Genomic DNA, 14,290 nt, shown 5'->3' with positions numbered 1-14,290 from the left:
AGCATCGGCACTAGCGAGGAGCGCGGCACGGGCATGGAGGGCAATTCGCGCAAGCGGCGCAGTGGACACAGCTATGGCAAGCTCGACCGCGACGGGTTCATTCACCGCTCATGGATGAAGGCGCAGGGCTATCCCGCCGACGCTTTCGACGGGCGACCGGTGATCGGCATCTGCAACACCTGGTCGGAGCTGACGCCATGCAATTCGCATTTGCGCGAACTGGCCGATTACGTGAAGCGCGGGGTGTGGGAAGCTGGCGGCCTGCCACTCGAATTCCCGGCCATGTCGCTGGGCGAAACCCAGATGCGCCCCACCGCGATGCTGTTCCGCAATCTCCTGGCGATGGAGGTGGAAGAATCGATTCGCGGCAACCCTATCGACGGGGTGGTACTGTTGGGCGGCTGCGACAAGACCACGCCGGGCCAGCTCATGGGCGCGGCGAGCGTTGACCTGCCGACCATGGTGATCTCCTCCGGGCCGATGCTCAATGGCAAGTATCGCGGGCGCGATATCGGTTCGGGCACCGATGTGTGGAAATTCTCCGAGGCGGTGCGCGCGGGCGCAATGTCGCCGGATGAGTTCTTCGCTGCCGAAAGCGGCATGTCGCGCTCGCGCGGCACCTGCAACACGATGGGTTCGGCCTCCAGCTTCGCCGCGATCACCGAGGCGCTGGGGGTGGCGCTCAAATACAATGCGACAATCCCCGCGGTCGATGCCAACCGCCAGGCGATGGCCCACGCGACTGGCCGGCGGATCGTCGAACTGGTGCGCGCCGACAAGCGCCTGTCACACTTCCTCACCCGCGCCGCCTTCGAGAACGCGGTTCTGGTGCACGCCGCAATCGGCGGATCGACCAATTCGGTCATTCACCTTCTGGCGCTGGCCGGCCGGGTGGGCGTGCCGCTGACGCTGGACGATTTCGACAGGCTTGGCGGGGCGATGCCGCTGCTCGCCAACATCATGCCTTCGGGCGAATATCTGATGGAGGACCTGCACTATGCCGGCGGGATGCCGGCGCTGATGGCGGCAATGGCGGCGCATCTCAACCTCGATGCCGAGACCGTCTCGGGCCAGACCATCGGCGAGCAGATCGCGGGCGCGGAAATCTTCAACCGGGACGTGATCGGCACGCTGGACAAGCCGTTCAAGCAGGCCTCGGGCATCTGGGTGCTGCGCGGCAATATCGCGCCCGAGGGTGCGATCATGAAACCAAGCGCGGCCTCGCCGCATCTGCTCAGCCATCGCGGACGCGCGGTGGTGTTCGAGACGATCGAGGACTTCAAGGCGCGGGTGGACGATCCTGCGCTGGAGATCGACGCCAGTTCGATCATGGTGCTCAAGGGTTGCGGGCCCAAGGGCTATCCGGGGATGCCCGAGGTCGGCAATATGCCGATCCCGCCCAAGCTGCTCGCACAGGGCGTGACCGACATGGTACGGATTTCCGATGCGCGGATGAGCGGCACGGCCTTCGGCACGGTTGTGCTGCATGTCTCGCCCGAAACCTCGGTCGGCGGGCCGCTTGCTCTGGTCGAGACCGGCGACGAGATCGTGCTCGACGCCGAAGCGCGCACGCTGAACCTGATGGTGTCCGACGCGGAACTCGCCCGCCGTGCCGCCCTGCGTCCGCCCGAGGCCTATGACACCACGCGCGGCTATGTCGCGCTGCACCGGGCCCACGTGATGCAGGCGCATCTGGGCGCCGATCTCGACTTCCTCGTCGGGTCGAGCGGTGACGAAGTGAGGCGGGAGAGCCATTGATGCAGGCCCATGCCACCTATCCCAGCCTCGCCGGGCGCCGCGTGTTCATCACCGGTGGAGCGAGCGGCATCGGCGCGGCGATGGTCGAAGCCTTCAGCGAACAGGGGGCGATTGTCGGCCATTGCGATCTGGCGGCAGACGCGGCGGAGGCGCTGGCCGAACAGATCGCGGCGGCAGGCCATCCGCGCCCGTGGTTTCGCGCGCTCGATGTGACCGATACGCCCGCGCTTCAAGCAGCGATCAGCGCATTCGCGGCGGCATCGGGCGGGCTTGAGGTGCTGGTCAACAATGTCGCCAACGACACCCGCCACGATCCGCTGGAAATGGACGAGGCGGGCTGGCGGCGCTGCATCGCGGTCAATCTCGATTGTGCCTTCTTCGCCTCGCAGCGCGCGGTCGAGCTGATGCGCGGTGGGGGCAATGGCGGGGCGATCATCAACTTCTCCTCGATCAACGCGCTGCTCGGCCCGGCCGATATGCCGGGATACGCCACCGCCAAGGCGGGGCTGCTGGGCCTCACCAAGTCCTTAGCGCGGCGCTACGGGATGGACGGCATCCGGGTGAACGCGATCCTGCCCGGCTGGGTTGTCACCCCGCGCCAGCTCGCGCTGTGGCTGACGCCGGAGGCCGAGGCGGAGTGGATGGAACAGACCTGCCTCAAACAGCGCATCCAGCCGCGCGATGCGGCGAACCTGGCGCTGTTCCTGGCGTCGGACGACAGCCGGATGATCACCAACCAGCACTTCGTGATCGACGCCGGACGGGTCTAGCCCGCGCGTGCAGCCTTGAACGCCGCGACAATTGCGCGGGCATCGGTGGCGATCTCGGCCAGCGGCTTGCTCGGGCGGAACAGCGCTCCGCCGATCCCGAACCCGTCGGCGCCCGCGGCGAGAAAATCGCCCATGTTGTCAGGCGCGATCCCGCCCACCGCCAGCAGCGGCACCTGCGGCGGCAGCACCGCCCGCACAGCCCGGATCACCGCCGGGCTGGCGGCTTCGGCAGGAAAGAGCTTGAGGCCGCTGGCCCCTGCCTCGATCGCGGCGAACATCTCGGTGGGGGTGAAACAGCCCGGCAGGCTTACCATGCCATGGCCCACGCTGCGGCGGATCACGGCGGGGTTGCAATTGGGCGAGACCACCAGCCCCGCGCCGATCGCGGCAAGCGCATCCACCTCCGCTTCGGCCAGCACCGTGCCCGCCCCCACCAGCGCACGGGTGCCCAGCGCCTCCACCAGCACGGCGATGCTGGCGAGCGGATCGGGCGAATTGAGCGGAACCTCGATGATGTCGAACCCGGCCTCGACCAGCGCCTCGCCCACCGCCACGGCGCGCTCGGGCTCCAGCCCGCGCAGGATCGCCGCCAGCGGCAGCCTGCCTTCGATTGTGTGCGTCATGTGCAGCCCCGCCTTGCGCCGTTCAATCCACAAGCTGTTGCCTAATCAGCGCGCCAACGCAACAAGGGCATCATGACAGCGGAGGCGGCCACAATCGAATTGGTAAAGATCATCCCGGCGCAGTGCGCCTTGGGCGAAGGGCCGGTGTGGGATCACCGGCTCGGCTGCCTGTGGTTCACCGATATCGCGGCCGCGCAATTGCTACGGCTCGACTGGCCTTCGGCTGCGCTGACCCGCTTCGATCTGCCCGAGCGGCTCGGTTCGCTCGGGCTTACCGATGATCCCGCACAGTTGATCTGCGCCTTTGCCAGCGGCTTTGCGCTCTACACGCCGGCGACGGGGGCGTGTGCCTGGCTGTGCAAGACCGAGCCTGACTATCGCGGGCTGCGGATGAATGACGGACGGATCGACCGGGAGGGGCGCTTCTGGGCGGGCAGCATGGTCGAGGACAGCACGCTTGCTCCGCCCGAGCAGGCCACGCTCTATCGGCTCGATGGTGAAAGTGCCACGGCGGTGCGCCGGGGGATCGCGATCAGCAATGCAATCGCCTTCGCCCCCGATGGCACCGTGCTCTACTTCACCGACACACCGACGCAGGTGATTGAGCGCTATCAGCTCGATCCGGCGACGGGCGCGCTGGGCGCGGCGGAAATCTTCGCGCGGCTCACCGGCAACGCCTATCCCGACGGGGCTGATGTCGATGCAGCAGGGCGCTTATGGAATGCCGAGTGGGGCAGCGGACGGGTGACGGCGTACAACTCCGATGGCAGCCGGTTTGTGCAGATCGAACTGCCGGTCTCGCAGGTCAGCTGCGTGACCTTTGGCGGGGCGGACTGCAATCTGCTGTTCGTCACCACCGCGCGTACCGGCCTTTCGGACGAAGCGTTGGCGAAGGAGCCGCAGGCAGGCGATCTTTTCGTCTATCGCGCGGGCGTTACCGGCTTGCCCGCACCTGTGTGGCGTGGCCGAGGGAGGCGGCGATGACGGGACGGATTGTCAGCTTTGGCGAAGTGCTGTTGCGGCTCGCTGCGCTGCCGGGCGAGGTGCTGTTCCAGCAGCCTCGGCTCGAGCCGAGCTTCTGCGGGGCCGAGGCCAATGTCGCGGTGGCGCTGGCAGGTTTCGGACATGATGCGCGGCTGGTGACGGCGCTGCCCGACAATTCGCTCGGCCAAGGCGCGCAGCAAGCGCTCGGCGCGATGGGCGTGACGCTGGTGGCGCAGATCGTGCCCGACAGCCGGCTGGGCCTCTATTTCCTGCAGCCCGGCGCGATGCGCCGACCGGCGCATGTCGCCTATGACCGCGCCCATTCCGCCTTTGCGTGCTGTGATCCTGCGGCCTATGCTTGGCCTGCGCTGCTCGAAGGGGCGGACTGGCTGGTGGTCGGCGGGATTACTGCCGCGCTTGGCGAACGGGCGTTGGCGGCGCTGCGGGGGGCGATGGCGGCAGCGCAGGCGGCAGGGGTGAAGATTGCCTTCGACACCAATTACCGCCCGAGCCTGTGGCAGGCGCGCGAAGCGCAAGCGGCGGCGATCCTGCGCGAGCTTTCGTGCGAGGCCGATCTCGTCTTCGCCGGCCGACGGGCGGCGGGGATGATGACGGGCACGGACTTCAGCAGCGGCGATCCTGACGCGGGCTTCCATGCCGCTGCCGAGGCGCTGTTCGCGCTATCGCCGCGCATCCGCGCCGTCGCCGCCACCCGCCGCGAGGTGCATTCGAGCGAGCGGCAGGATCTCACCGCCTTGCTCGCCGACCGCGAAGGGCTGTCGGTCAGCCGCACCATCGCGCTTGCGGATATCGTCGATCGGGTCGGGACCGGTGATGCCTTTGCCGCAGGCGTGATCCACGGATTGGTAACCGGGATGACGCGCGAGGCGACCATCGGCTTTGCTGCATCCTGCAGCGAATGGGCGCATTCGGTGGCGGGGGATTTCCTGCGTGCCTCGCTTGCCGATATCGCTGCGCTAGGAGGTGGGGGCGACGTCCGGCGCTGAGCGCTCGGGCGGGCGGGCAGCCTGCGCCGCCAGCAGATAGTCGACGATCTCCGGCACGGCGCTCTGATCGATCGGTGCCTTGTAGACCTCGGTCATCTTGCCGATGATGCTTTCCCACCTGGCGCGCGGGATCGCCGGCTGCTGGAGCATCGTCGAGGGTGAATGGCAGGCGGTGCAATTGGCGATCACCGCATCGCGCCCAGGCAGGTCGGGCAGTTCCGTCGGATCGTCGGGCAGGGTTATCGCCGCATCGGCGAAAGTGACTTCGGGCGCGCGCTCGCACGCGGCGAGCAGCATCAGCGCGACAAGGACAAGTGCGTGCCTCATTGCGCCCTCAGCGTGATCCGTTCGATCACATTGCGGGCATAGCCCGAGGGGTTCCAGGCAAGCCGATCCGGTTGCACCGCACCCTGCACATTGCGCGCACGCACGCCGATTTGGGAAAGATCGCCCGCTAGCGGTGGCAGCGTCACCGACCAGCGGCGGAAGGCGTAGGGGCCGTGTTCGTCGGGGCCAAGGGTGCAGGGCATTTCCCATCCTTCTCCCACCAGGTCGACCCGCTCGAGCGCGCAGTCGCCGCCAAACGCGATGCCTTCAAGCGTCAGCGGCTGGCCCTTTGCCACCACCGCGCCGTCGGCATGGCTGGTGATGAAGGCGCGCGGGGGCATGGCGGTGATGGGGATCGTGGGGAAGTCCTTGTCTTCGGGTGTCACCGGCGCGGCCGGCACGCGGTAGGACTTGGCCACGTAATAGCTGTCGTCCTCGCCGGTCAGCACCTCGATGGTCGAGAGCATCTTGACCCAATAGGTCGAGAACCACCCCGGCACCACGATCCGCAGCGGGAAGCCGTGGAGGATCGGGAGCGGTTCGTCGTTCATGCCCCACGCGACGAGCACATCGTCGCGCATCGCGATATCGAGCGGGATCGACTTGATGAACTGTGGCGCGCCGTCCACCAGCGGCACATCCAATCCGGCAAAGCGCACGCGGGTCGCCCCGGCCGCGATGCCGGCCTTGGCCAGCACGTCCCTCAAGCGCACGCCCGTCCACTTGGCGCAGCCCATCGCCCCGTTGCCCCACTGGGTGCCGGTGACGCGCGGCTCGCTGAGCCCGCGCCCGTTGCCTGCACATTGGTTGATCGCGACAATCGAGACATGCTCGCCCGCTGCGGCGATCTCGTCCAGCGTGAGCGAGACGGCCTGCCTCACCGCGCCGCCCACCGCCACGCGATGCGCGCCAGCCTTCACTGCGGTCGGCATTGGCCAGTTCCAGCGCACGAAGAAGCGATCATTGGGGGTGATGAGGCCTTCGCGGAACACGCTCATCGGGGTTTCGAGCACAGGTGCGTTGACGCGCTGGACGATCATTTCGCCCTTGCCGGGAAAGGCGGGGGTGGTGGGGCGCAGGCTTGGCCCGTCGGGCAGGCCGAGATCGACCAGCTGTCCCACCAGGCTCTGGGCCAGCCCCGGTGCGGCCAGGGCGGTGGTGCCCGCCCCTGCAATCAGCGCGCGGCGGGTGAGCCGGACCCCGCTCATGCCGCGGCCCCTGCCAGGCGGTCGATCAGCGCGCCGATATCCGCCACCGCCAGCCCATGCGCTGCAATCAGGTCGCCGATGTCGTCGATCCGCGCCATCTCGCCGTCGTCGCGCATGATCGAGCAGATCACCGCGGCATCGCCTGCCCCCGCCAGCCGTGCCAGATCGATCGATGCCTCACAGGCCGAGGGCCGGGCCAGCACCCCGCCCTCCTTGGCAATCAGCGGGAAGACATGGCCGGGCGAGTGGATATCCGCCGCGCTCGCTCCCTCGGCAATGGCCACCCGCACCGTGTGCGCGCGGTCGGCGGCGGAGATGCCGGTCGAGACACCATGCGCGGCCTCGATCGAGCGGGCAAAAGGCCGTCCGGTCTGGCGCTCGGTGCCGGGGTTGACCAGCGACAGGCCCAGCTGTGCGGCGCGCTGCGGCGTAACCGCGAGGCAGATCAGGCCGCGCCCGTGGGTCGCCATGAAATTGATTGCTTGCGGCGTGACATGGCGCGCGGCGCACATCAGGTCGATATCGCCCCCGCGCAGCCGGTCGCCGACGATGACGATGATCCGCCCGGCGGCCACCGCCGCCAGCGCCGCATCGAGATCCGCGGCCCCGCTCACGCCAGATTCCTCCCGGCGGCAAAACTGCGCGCGCCCAGCACGACCTGCCTGCCCACCAGTTCGAGCTGGCTGCGCGCGCGTTCGTCGAGGCATTCGCCATCAGGGGAGAAAAGCCCGTGATAGGTGCGGATCGTCGCGCCCATTGGGGTCGGCCAGCCGCGCAAGGCATGGGTTATCGCGCGCATCGTCTGCAAGGTGCTCATCGAGGCCTGATCACCGAAAGCGGTGGCAATCAGGCCGACCGCGCGCCCATCGAGGTAGGGGCGTTCATCGCGCGCGAGGTCTTCGAGGTAGTCGAGCGCGTTCTTCACCACGCCCGAGATCGTGCCGTGATAGCCGGGTGCGGCGATGAGCAAGCCGTCGGCCTCGCGCACCGCCGCGACCATCTCCGCGCCTTGCGAGGAATCGTGCTGCGGCCCCAGATAATGCGGCAGGGCGGTGAGATATTCACCGCCGAAGACCGTTACCTCGGCGCCTTCCTCAGCGGCGATGCCGGCGGCAAGACGCAGGGCCTGTTCGGTCGAGGAGCCGGGATTGACCGTGCCGCCAAGGGCTACGATTCGGGTCATGCGGGGGTGATCCTTTCAGCGAGATAGGCAGCGAGCCTTGCGGTTTGGCCGGCTGTGAAGTGGAGGCCAAGCTTGGTGCGACGCCACAGGATGTCCTCGGGTGTGCGCGCCCATTCGCGCGCTATGAGGTGGTCGACCTCGGCAGCGGTCAGCCCATGGCCGAAATCCTCGCCCAGATCGGCGGCGCTGGCCGCCTCGCCAAGGAAATCCTGGGCGATCGTGCCGTAGAGGCGGGTCAAGCGGCGGGCCTGGGTCTCGTCCAGGAATGGGTAACGCCGGGCAAGGCTGCGGGCGAGGGCGGGGGCATCGTAGCGGCCGAAATTACCGCCTGGCAGATTGGCCGCACCGGTCCAGTCCGCGCCCGCCAACACCGGCAGGAAGGGCGCGAGCCGCCCGACTGCCTCGGCGCTGAGTTCGCGGTAGGTGGTGATCTTGCCGCCGAACACCGTGAGCAGCGGCGGCGTGCCGTCGCTCCCGCCGTCCAGCTCGAAGCGGTAGCCGCGCGTCGCCGCCTCGGGCTTGCCCGAACCGTCGTCGATCAGCGGCCGCACCCCCGAATAGGTCCACACCACGTCTGCCGGGGTTACAGGGGTGCGGAAATATTCCGAAGCGCCAGCGCACAGATAGGCGATCTCCTCCGGGCTGGCCTTCACCTCCGCGAGGCTGCCGTGGTGATCGACATCGGTGGTGCCGATCAGGGTGAAATCCTCCTCGTAGGGGATGGCAAAGAAGATTCGCCCGTCGGGAAGCTGGAAGAAATAGGCGAAGGGGTGATCGAACAGTTTCTTCACGACAATGTGCGAGCCGCGCACCAGACGCATTTTCTGGCTGGTCGGCTGGCCCGCCCGCGCGAGCAGTTCCAGCACGCGCGGGCCGGCGGCATTCACCACGGCGCGGGCACGGAAGGTCTCGCTTCCCGCGTCGATGCGCCACAACCCGCTCGCGCGCGTCAAGCAGGTCACCTCACAGCGGGTGCGCACTTCGGCTCCCCGGTCAGCCGCATCGCGGGCGTTGAGGATGACCAGCCTTGCATCGTCCACCCAGGCATCCGAATAGGCGAAAGCGCGGGTGTATTCGGGCTTTAGAGCCGCGCCGGCGGGATGGTTGGCCAGCAGCACGCTCTGGGCCGGGGGCAGAAACTTGCGCCCGCCGATATGGTCATAGAGGAACAGGCCGAGCCTGAGCAGCCAGCGCGGGCGAAGGCCCTTGCGGTGCGGCAGGATGAAACGCAGCGGCCAGATGATATGCGGCGCGATGCCCCACAGCACCTCGCGCTCGCTCAAGGCCTCGCGCACCAGGCCGAACTCGTAGTGCTCAAGATACCTGAGGCCGCCGTGAATCAGCTTGGTGGAGCTGGACGAAGTGCCCTCGGCGAGGTCGCCGCGTTCGAGCAGCAGCACTTTTGCGCCGCGTCCGGCGGCATCGCGGGCGATCCCGGCGCCGTTGACACCGCCGCCGATGACCGCAAGATCGAACACGGCCCCGGTCACAGCATCCACCGCGCAAAGGCCAGCGCCACGCCGAGCGAGGCGATGGTCGCCGCGAGCACCGGCATCACCGCACGCCAGCCAAGCTCCAGCAGCAGATCGGTACGGGTGCGCATCGCTGTGGCGGTGACGGCGAGCAGCAAAAGGGCCTTGGACAGGGTCAGCGCGGTGGCGACGAGGACGGGCGGCACGGTGACCAGCGAGTTGACCGCCACCAGCGCGAGAAAGGCGAGGATAAAGCCCGGCAACAACGGCAAGCGCGCGGCATTGCCGCTGGTCGCAATCGGCTGGACGCGTGCGATCCACAAGGCGGCGAGCGTCACCAGCGGAGCCAGCAGGGCGACGCGGGTGAGCTTCACCACGGTCGCCTGTGCGCCGGCCGCATCGGATACGGCAAAGCCAGCGCCAATCGCCTGCGCGACGTCGTGCACCGAGGCGCCGACCAGAAACCCCGCCTGCGCATCGCTGAAGGCCAGCATCTTCGCCAGCGGCGGATAGATGACAAGCGCAACCGCCGAGGCCGCGGCGAGGATAACGAGCGTCAGCGTGAACTGCGCCTGCCCGATCCGCTCGCGCCCGATCGCGCCATAGAGTGCAAGCGCCGCCGAAGCGCCGCAGATCGCGGTCGATCCGCCGGCAAGCAGCCCGATGGCAGGGCTTTGTCCGGTGGCGCGCGCGGCCAGCAATGCGGCCGCGATTGCTGCCACCATGACGAGTGCGAGGCCCACAAACGGCACCGCGCCCATTGCGGCGATTTGCATCAAGGTAACCTGCAAGCCGAGCAGCACGATTCCTGCCCTCAGGCCATAACGCGCGGTCGCATCGAGCCCGTCATGGGTGCGCACATCGCCTGCAGCGAAATTGAGCGCGAGACCAAGCAGCAACCCGGCCAGAATGATCGGAACGCCATAATTCTGCGCCAGCCACGCAGCGGCAGCCCCGGCGATGGCGCAGATCGCGATGCCTGGGACAAAGCGCGACAGGGGCTTCCGCTCGGGTGGCGCGTTGTTCGCAGCGACGCTGTCGGCGAGCATCATCTCGCCGAACAGATCGCCGGCGTAAGCATCGAAATCGGGGTGCGACCCGCGCTTCATCGGCCGACTGCCCCTGCCCTGTTCCGCATTTTATGTCTCACGGTGTCACATTCTATCCCCCGCGTCCCGCCATTGCAACCGCTCGAGGCGGCGTTTTCAGGCAGCGCGGCCCAACGCGCCCTCGTCGCGGCGGATTTCGGGCAGCAGCCATTGGAACCACGCCAGCGCAAGAAGATAGGATGCAGCCGCGAAGATGAACAGCGGCACGAAGCCGAAGCCGGCATCGAGCACGCGCCCGGTGACAAGGCTGATCGCCACGCCCCCCATATTGCCCATGAAGGCCCCGAGAGCTGTCACCCGCCCGACTCTGGCGTTGGGGACAACATCGGTGATGGTCGAGAACAGCGAGAGCGAGAAGCCCTGGTGGCCCGCCATCACCACCCCGATCATCACCGCGACCGGCCAGAAACTGTCGAGCGCCAGCACCAGCGGCAGCGGGGCCACGATCAGAGCGCAGACCAGCATCATGCCCTTCCGAACGCGGTTGGGGCTCCAGCCCGCCTCTAGCAGCCGGGTCGAAGCCCAGCCCGCCAGCAGCGCTCCAAGCCCCGACCCAGCAAAGGCGATCGCCAGCGGCACCGCCAGCTCGAGCGTCGAGAGGCCGAATTCCCTGCGGTAGTAATCGGCTAGCCAGAAGTTGATGAACCACCAGGTCATGTCCGAAAGTGCCTTGGCAACGACGATTGCCCAGGTGCTGCGGCTCAAGAGGATCGCGCCATAGCTGTCGGTTGCAGCCGCATCGGCGGGTGGTACGACATCCGTGGGTGCGGCATTGCGCAGTTGCACCACGCCGCGCGCCAGCCACATCCACGCCACAAGCGAGGCAAAACCGCCGATCCCGCCCGCCACCAGCGCCCCGCGCCAGCCCACCGCCAGCGCCAGTGCGGGGATAATGAAGGGCATGGCGATCGTCCCCGCACCGGCCAGCAAGGTTGCAAAACCGAAGGCGAAGGAGCGCTTGTCGGGCGGGAACAGCGTGGCGACGGTCTTGATGGTGAGCGGGGTCTGCACCGCCTCGGTTACCCCGAGGCCAATGCGCGCGGCCACCACATGGGCGGTGGTCATCGCCCAGCCATGCGCCATGGCCGCAAGGCTCCAGGCGCTCGCGCCGACCTGCATCGAACGGTTGACCCCCAACCGGTCGACCAGCCAGCCGGTGAACAGGAAGGCAAAGGCCGCGGAGAACTGGGTGACCGCGGCCAGATCGCCGAAGTCGCTGTCGCTCCAAGCGAAATCGGCCATCATGTCGGGCTTGAGAATGGCGATGATCGGTCGGTCCATCGCGTTGAACACGCCGGCGATGCACAGCACCGTGAACAGCGACCAGCGCAGGCGGTTGGAAAGAGGCGAGGGCGCGGTGACCATCTTGAGTTCCTAGGATTGACGGCAGAGGCAGACAAGAAGGGCCGCCGGATTGCTCCGACGGCCCCTTGTCCTGTTCACGGGCGCAAAGGGCCCATCACATCCGGGCGCGCAGGGACACCCCGAAGTAACGATCCGCGTCGCGCGGGATCTGCAGCCGCTGGCCGTTCGACACGTTCAGCAGCACGTAGCTGTTGTCGGTGATGTTGCGGGCGTGGAAGGTCAGGCGGTAGTTGTCGTCCGGGTCCGAGAAGCCGATACTGGCGTTCCAGATGCCGTAGGGATCGATCGGCCCCTGTTCCCCGAGATCGGAGAACTGCCGGCTGGTGTGGCGGAAATCGGTGTTGAGATAGAGCCGGACACCGCCCAGATCGGTCTCGTAGTCGCCGCCGATGGTATAGACGAACTTCGGCGCGAGCGGCAGCTGGGTGCCGTTGCGCGCGTCGGGCGCGTTGGTCAGCGGATTGGGGTTGAACTCCTTGACCCGCGCGTCGGCATAGGCTGCGCTGGCGCGCAGGGTCAGCCCGTCGGTCGGCGCGACCACGAGGTCGGCCTCGAAGCCCTCGCTCTTGACCGTGCCGGCGTTGGTCAGGTTCGACACCACCGCGCCGTTGAGCAGCACGAAGTTGTTGGCCTGAAAGCCGTCATACTCGACCGAGAAGGCTGCAAGATTGAGCTGCACGCGGCGATCGAGGAACTGCGATTTGATGCCGATTTCGAACGAGTCGGACAACTCCTCGTCGATCGGAACGGCGTTGGCCGGGGCGGTGTGGTTGAAGAACACGTTGAACGCCGGCCCCTTGTAGCCGCGGGTGTAGGAACCGTAGAGCATCACGTCCTCGCTGGGCGAGAACTGTAGCACCGCGCGGCCCGAAAGGTTGCCATTGTCGGTGCTGCCGGCCGAGGTGTTGGTGCCGTTGCCGCCGCTCGCCAGCGTGCCGCCCGCCGGATTGCCCGAGATGCCCGGCCCGGTCGCAGGCAGGCCGGTGACGGCGTTCACGCCCGGCGCACGAGTGTGGGTGAATTCGAGATCGTCCCAGGTGTAGCGCAGGCCGCCGGTCAGCGAGAGCTGCTCGGTGATGCGATAGGTTGCCTGCCCGAAGATCGCGAAGTTCTTCGACGTCACGTCGCTGAACGATGTTGCGGTGGGGAAGATGGTGTTGACCGTGTCGTTGATGTTGCACGGCCGCCCGCCGGTGACCGGATCGACCGGCAGGGTCGAGCTGGCGCAGGTGATGTCGCGGCGGGTGAACACCTGGCTGTTGTCCGATTGCCACGCGAACACGCCGGCCTGATAGAAGAAGTCCTTGGTCTGATCCGAGGCGATGCGCGCTTCGATCGAGTATTGCTCGGTGCGCACGACGCCGTCGTCATGCAGCTGGGCAGTGCCGACCAGCGCGCGCGGCAGGAAGTCGCCTTCGCGGATCTCGCGGTTGAACCAGTTGCGGTAGCCCAGCACGATGCTGAGCGTGTGGGTATCGCCGAGCGCGAAGTCGCCCGATCCGGTGAGGCTCCACTGGCGATCACGCGTTTCTGTGACGAGGTTGTGGTTGACGAAGCGCTGGTTCTCGCCCTGCGCCGAACCGCCCGGCAGGCCGAGTTCGGCATCGAGCACCGCACCACGGCTTACGCCGGTCACGTCAGCGCAGCAATCATCATCGGCCTTCATGTAGTCGGCGATGAAACGCAACTTCGTGCCGCCATCCTCGTAGTCGATCAGGCCGCGCGCCCCGTAACGCTCGTAACCGTTGACCTTGCGGTTGCGACCGCCATTGATGTTGGTGATATTGCCGTCGAAACTGCCGTAGAAGGCGGTTACGCGGGCGGTGAGGTTTTCCGCCAGCGGGCCGGCAAGGGACGCGCGCAGGCGCCATTCGTCGTCTTCGAACCAGTCGGCATTGGCCTGCGCCTCAAAAGTGTCGCTGCCGCCCTTGGAGACGATGTTGACGAGCCCGGCCGAGGCGTTGCGCCCGAACAGCGTGCCCTGCGGGCCGCGCAGCACTTCGAGCCGCTCGATATCGACCAGATCCATGAATGCCTGGCCCGAACGCGACAGCACCACGCCGTCGACAACGGTGGACACACTCGGCTCGGCCGCGATCGAGAAAGTGATGGTGCCGACTCCGCGCATCACGATCGCGCTGTTGGCGCTGGTGGTGCCCTTGCGGAAAGTCACCGAGGGCACGATGGTGGAAATGGTTTCAAGATTGAACACCACCGCCTGCTCCAGCCGGTCGCCCGGAACCGCGGTGATTGCGATCGGCACATCCTGCACATTTTCTTCCACTTTCTGTGCAGTTACGATGATTTCATCGACCTGCGCTAGGGCCGGTGCGGTGTGGATGAGGGCAATCGCGCTGGCCGACAGGGCCAGCGTCTTGAGCGCAAATCGGGTGGTGGTCGGCATCGTGATGTTCTCCCCTGCGTCGTGATCGAATCTTTCGGGCGCGGTTCAAGATCTTCGCCCGTGCGGTCGATCTTTCGCTC

13 protein-coding genes are annotated in these 14,290 nt (G+C 67.2%); 4 read left to right on the top strand and 9 right to left on the bottom strand.

The genetic code is table 11. The features are described 5' to 3' along the window. The first annotated feature begins 33 nt into the window (after positions 1-33). Together BZF61_RS02845 and BZF61_RS02840 are read left to right on the top strand one after the other, a co-directional pair. Positions 34-1,758 (top strand): IlvD/Edd family dehydratase, encoded by a 1,725-nt coding sequence (locus tag BZF61_RS02845; RefSeq protein WP_086617113.1) that lies wholly within the window; start codon positions 34-36, stop codon positions 1,756-1,758. Then, positions 1,758-2,528 carry an SDR family NAD(P)-dependent oxidoreductase gene (locus tag BZF61_RS02840; protein WP_086617112.1) on the top strand — a complete coding sequence of 257 codons (771 nt, stop codon included), beginning with the start codon at positions 1,758-1,760 and terminating at the stop codon, positions 2,526-2,528. Before BZF61_RS02845 ends, BZF61_RS02840 begins: the two co-directional genes overlap by 1 nt. Here BZF61_RS02840 and BZF61_RS02835 read toward each other — a convergent pair. Next, complete coding sequence (locus tag BZF61_RS02835; RefSeq protein ID WP_086617183.1) at positions 2,525-3,151, bottom strand: 2-dehydro-3-deoxy-6-phosphogalactonate aldolase; 627 nt, start codon at positions 3,149-3,151, stop codon at positions 2,525-2,527. The genes BZF61_RS02840 and BZF61_RS02835 overlap by 4 nt on opposite strands. Positions 3,152-3,223: 72 nt before the next feature. Between BZF61_RS02835 and BZF61_RS02830 the strand changes: the two genes are divergently transcribed. Together BZF61_RS02830 and BZF61_RS02825 are read left to right on the top strand one after the other, a co-directional pair. Continuing rightward, entirely contained in the window at positions 3,224-4,135 is a 912-nt protein-coding gene (locus tag BZF61_RS02830; RefSeq protein WP_086617111.1) for an SMP-30/gluconolactonase/LRE family protein, read from the top strand. Then, positions 4,132-5,142, top strand: a complete 1,011-nt coding sequence (locus tag BZF61_RS02825; RefSeq protein WP_086617110.1) for a sugar kinase — start codon at positions 4,132-4,134, stop codon at positions 5,140-5,142. The genes BZF61_RS02830 and BZF61_RS02825 overlap by 4 nt, the downstream gene beginning before the upstream one ends. On the opposite strand, the gene BZF61_RS02820 is transcribed toward BZF61_RS02825, so the two are convergent. From BZF61_RS02820 to BZF61_RS02785, 8 genes are all read right to left on the bottom strand, one after another. Then, positions 5,113-5,469, bottom strand: coding sequence for a hypothetical protein (locus BZF61_RS02820; RefSeq protein WP_086617109.1), 357 nt, complete (start codon positions 5,467-5,469; stop codon positions 5,113-5,115). The genes BZF61_RS02825 and BZF61_RS02820 overlap by 30 nt on opposite strands. Continuing rightward, positions 5,466-6,677: a molybdopterin-dependent oxidoreductase gene (locus BZF61_RS02815; RefSeq protein ID WP_086617108.1), complete on the bottom strand. Its 1,212-nt coding sequence runs from the start codon at positions 6,675-6,677 to the stop codon at positions 5,466-5,468. The genes BZF61_RS02820 and BZF61_RS02815 overlap by 4 nt, the downstream gene beginning before the upstream one ends. Next, complete coding sequence (gene ribB / locus BZF61_RS02810) at positions 6,674-7,291, bottom strand: 3,4-dihydroxy-2-butanone-4-phosphate synthase (RefSeq protein WP_245804479.1); 618 nt, start codon at positions 7,289-7,291, stop codon at positions 6,674-6,676. Before ribB ends, BZF61_RS02815 begins: the two co-directional genes overlap by 4 nt. Continuing rightward, positions 7,288-7,860, bottom strand: coding sequence for an NADPH-dependent FMN reductase (locus tag BZF61_RS02805; protein ID WP_086617106.1), 573 nt, complete (start codon positions 7,858-7,860; stop codon positions 7,288-7,290). Before BZF61_RS02805 ends, ribB begins: the two co-directional genes overlap by 4 nt. Next, positions 7,857-9,350, bottom strand: coding sequence for a glycerol-3-phosphate dehydrogenase (locus BZF61_RS02800; protein ID WP_086617182.1), 1,494 nt, complete (start codon positions 9,348-9,350; stop codon positions 7,857-7,859). Before BZF61_RS02800 ends, BZF61_RS02805 begins: the two co-directional genes overlap by 4 nt. Next, entirely contained in the window at positions 9,347-10,441 is a 1,095-nt protein-coding gene (locus BZF61_RS02795; protein ID WP_086617105.1) for a YeiH family protein, read from the bottom strand. The genes BZF61_RS02800 and BZF61_RS02795 overlap by 4 nt, the downstream gene beginning before the upstream one ends. Positions 10,442-10,537: 96 nt before the next feature. Then, positions 10,538-11,806, bottom strand: a complete 1,269-nt coding sequence (locus tag BZF61_RS02790) for an MFS transporter (protein WP_086617104.1) — start codon at positions 11,804-11,806, stop codon at positions 10,538-10,540. A 94-nt stretch (positions 11,807-11,900) separates the two neighbouring features. Continuing rightward, on the bottom strand, positions 11,901-14,210 hold the full coding sequence (locus BZF61_RS02785; RefSeq protein ID WP_086617103.1) for a TonB-dependent receptor: 2,310 nt from the start codon (positions 14,208-14,210) through the stop codon (positions 11,901-11,903). Positions 14,211-14,290: the final 80 nt, after the last annotated feature.

This window comes from Erythrobacter tepidarius (assembly GCF_002155695.1).
Taxonomy (GTDB): Bacteria; Pseudomonadota; Alphaproteobacteria; order Sphingomonadales; family Sphingomonadaceae; genus Erythrobacter; species Erythrobacter tepidarius.
The sequence above is the reverse complement of the archived record's forward strand: the minus strand, read 5'-3'. Positions and strand labels throughout refer to the sequence as shown.

Excerpts from the sequence above, each read along its gene's own strand:
- BZF61_RS02845 (WP_086617113.1), top strand. The coding sequence starts at position 34 with ATGGAGGGCAATTCGCGCAAGCGGCGCAGTGGACACAGCTATGGCAAG.
- BZF61_RS02840 (WP_086617112.1), top strand. The coding sequence starts at position 1,758 with ATGCAGGCCCATGCCACCTATCCCAGCCTCGCCGGGCGCCGCGTGTTC.
- BZF61_RS02835 (WP_086617183.1), bottom strand. The coding sequence starts at position 3,151 with ATGACGCACACAATCGAAGGCAGGCTGCCGCTGGCGGCGATCCTGCGC.
- BZF61_RS02830 (WP_086617111.1), top strand. The coding sequence starts at position 3,224 with ATGACAGCGGAGGCGGCCACAATCGAATTGGTAAAGATCATCCCGGCG.
- BZF61_RS02825 (WP_086617110.1), top strand. The coding sequence starts at position 4,132 with ATGACGGGACGGATTGTCAGCTTTGGCGAAGTGCTGTTGCGGCTCGCT.
- BZF61_RS02820 (WP_086617109.1), bottom strand. The coding sequence starts at position 5,469 with ATGAGGCACGCACTTGTCCTTGTCGCGCTGATGCTGCTCGCCGCGTGC.
- BZF61_RS02815 (WP_086617108.1), bottom strand. The coding sequence starts at position 6,677 with ATGAGCGGGGTCCGGCTCACCCGCCGCGCGCTGATTGCAGGGGCGGGC.
- BZF61_RS02805 (WP_086617106.1), bottom strand. The coding sequence starts at position 7,860 with ATGACCCGAATCGTAGCCCTTGGCGGCACGGTCAATCCCGGCTCCTCG.
- BZF61_RS02795 (WP_086617105.1), bottom strand. The coding sequence starts at position 10,441 with ATGAAGCGCGGGTCGCACCCCGATTTCGATGCTTACGCCGGCGATCTG.
- BZF61_RS02790 (WP_086617104.1), bottom strand. The coding sequence starts at position 11,806 with ATGGTCACCGCGCCCTCGCCTCTTTCCAACCGCCTGCGCTGGTCGCTG.
- BZF61_RS02785 (WP_086617103.1), bottom strand. The coding sequence starts at position 14,210 with ATGCCGACCACCACCCGATTTGCGCTCAAGACGCTGGCCCTGTCGGCC.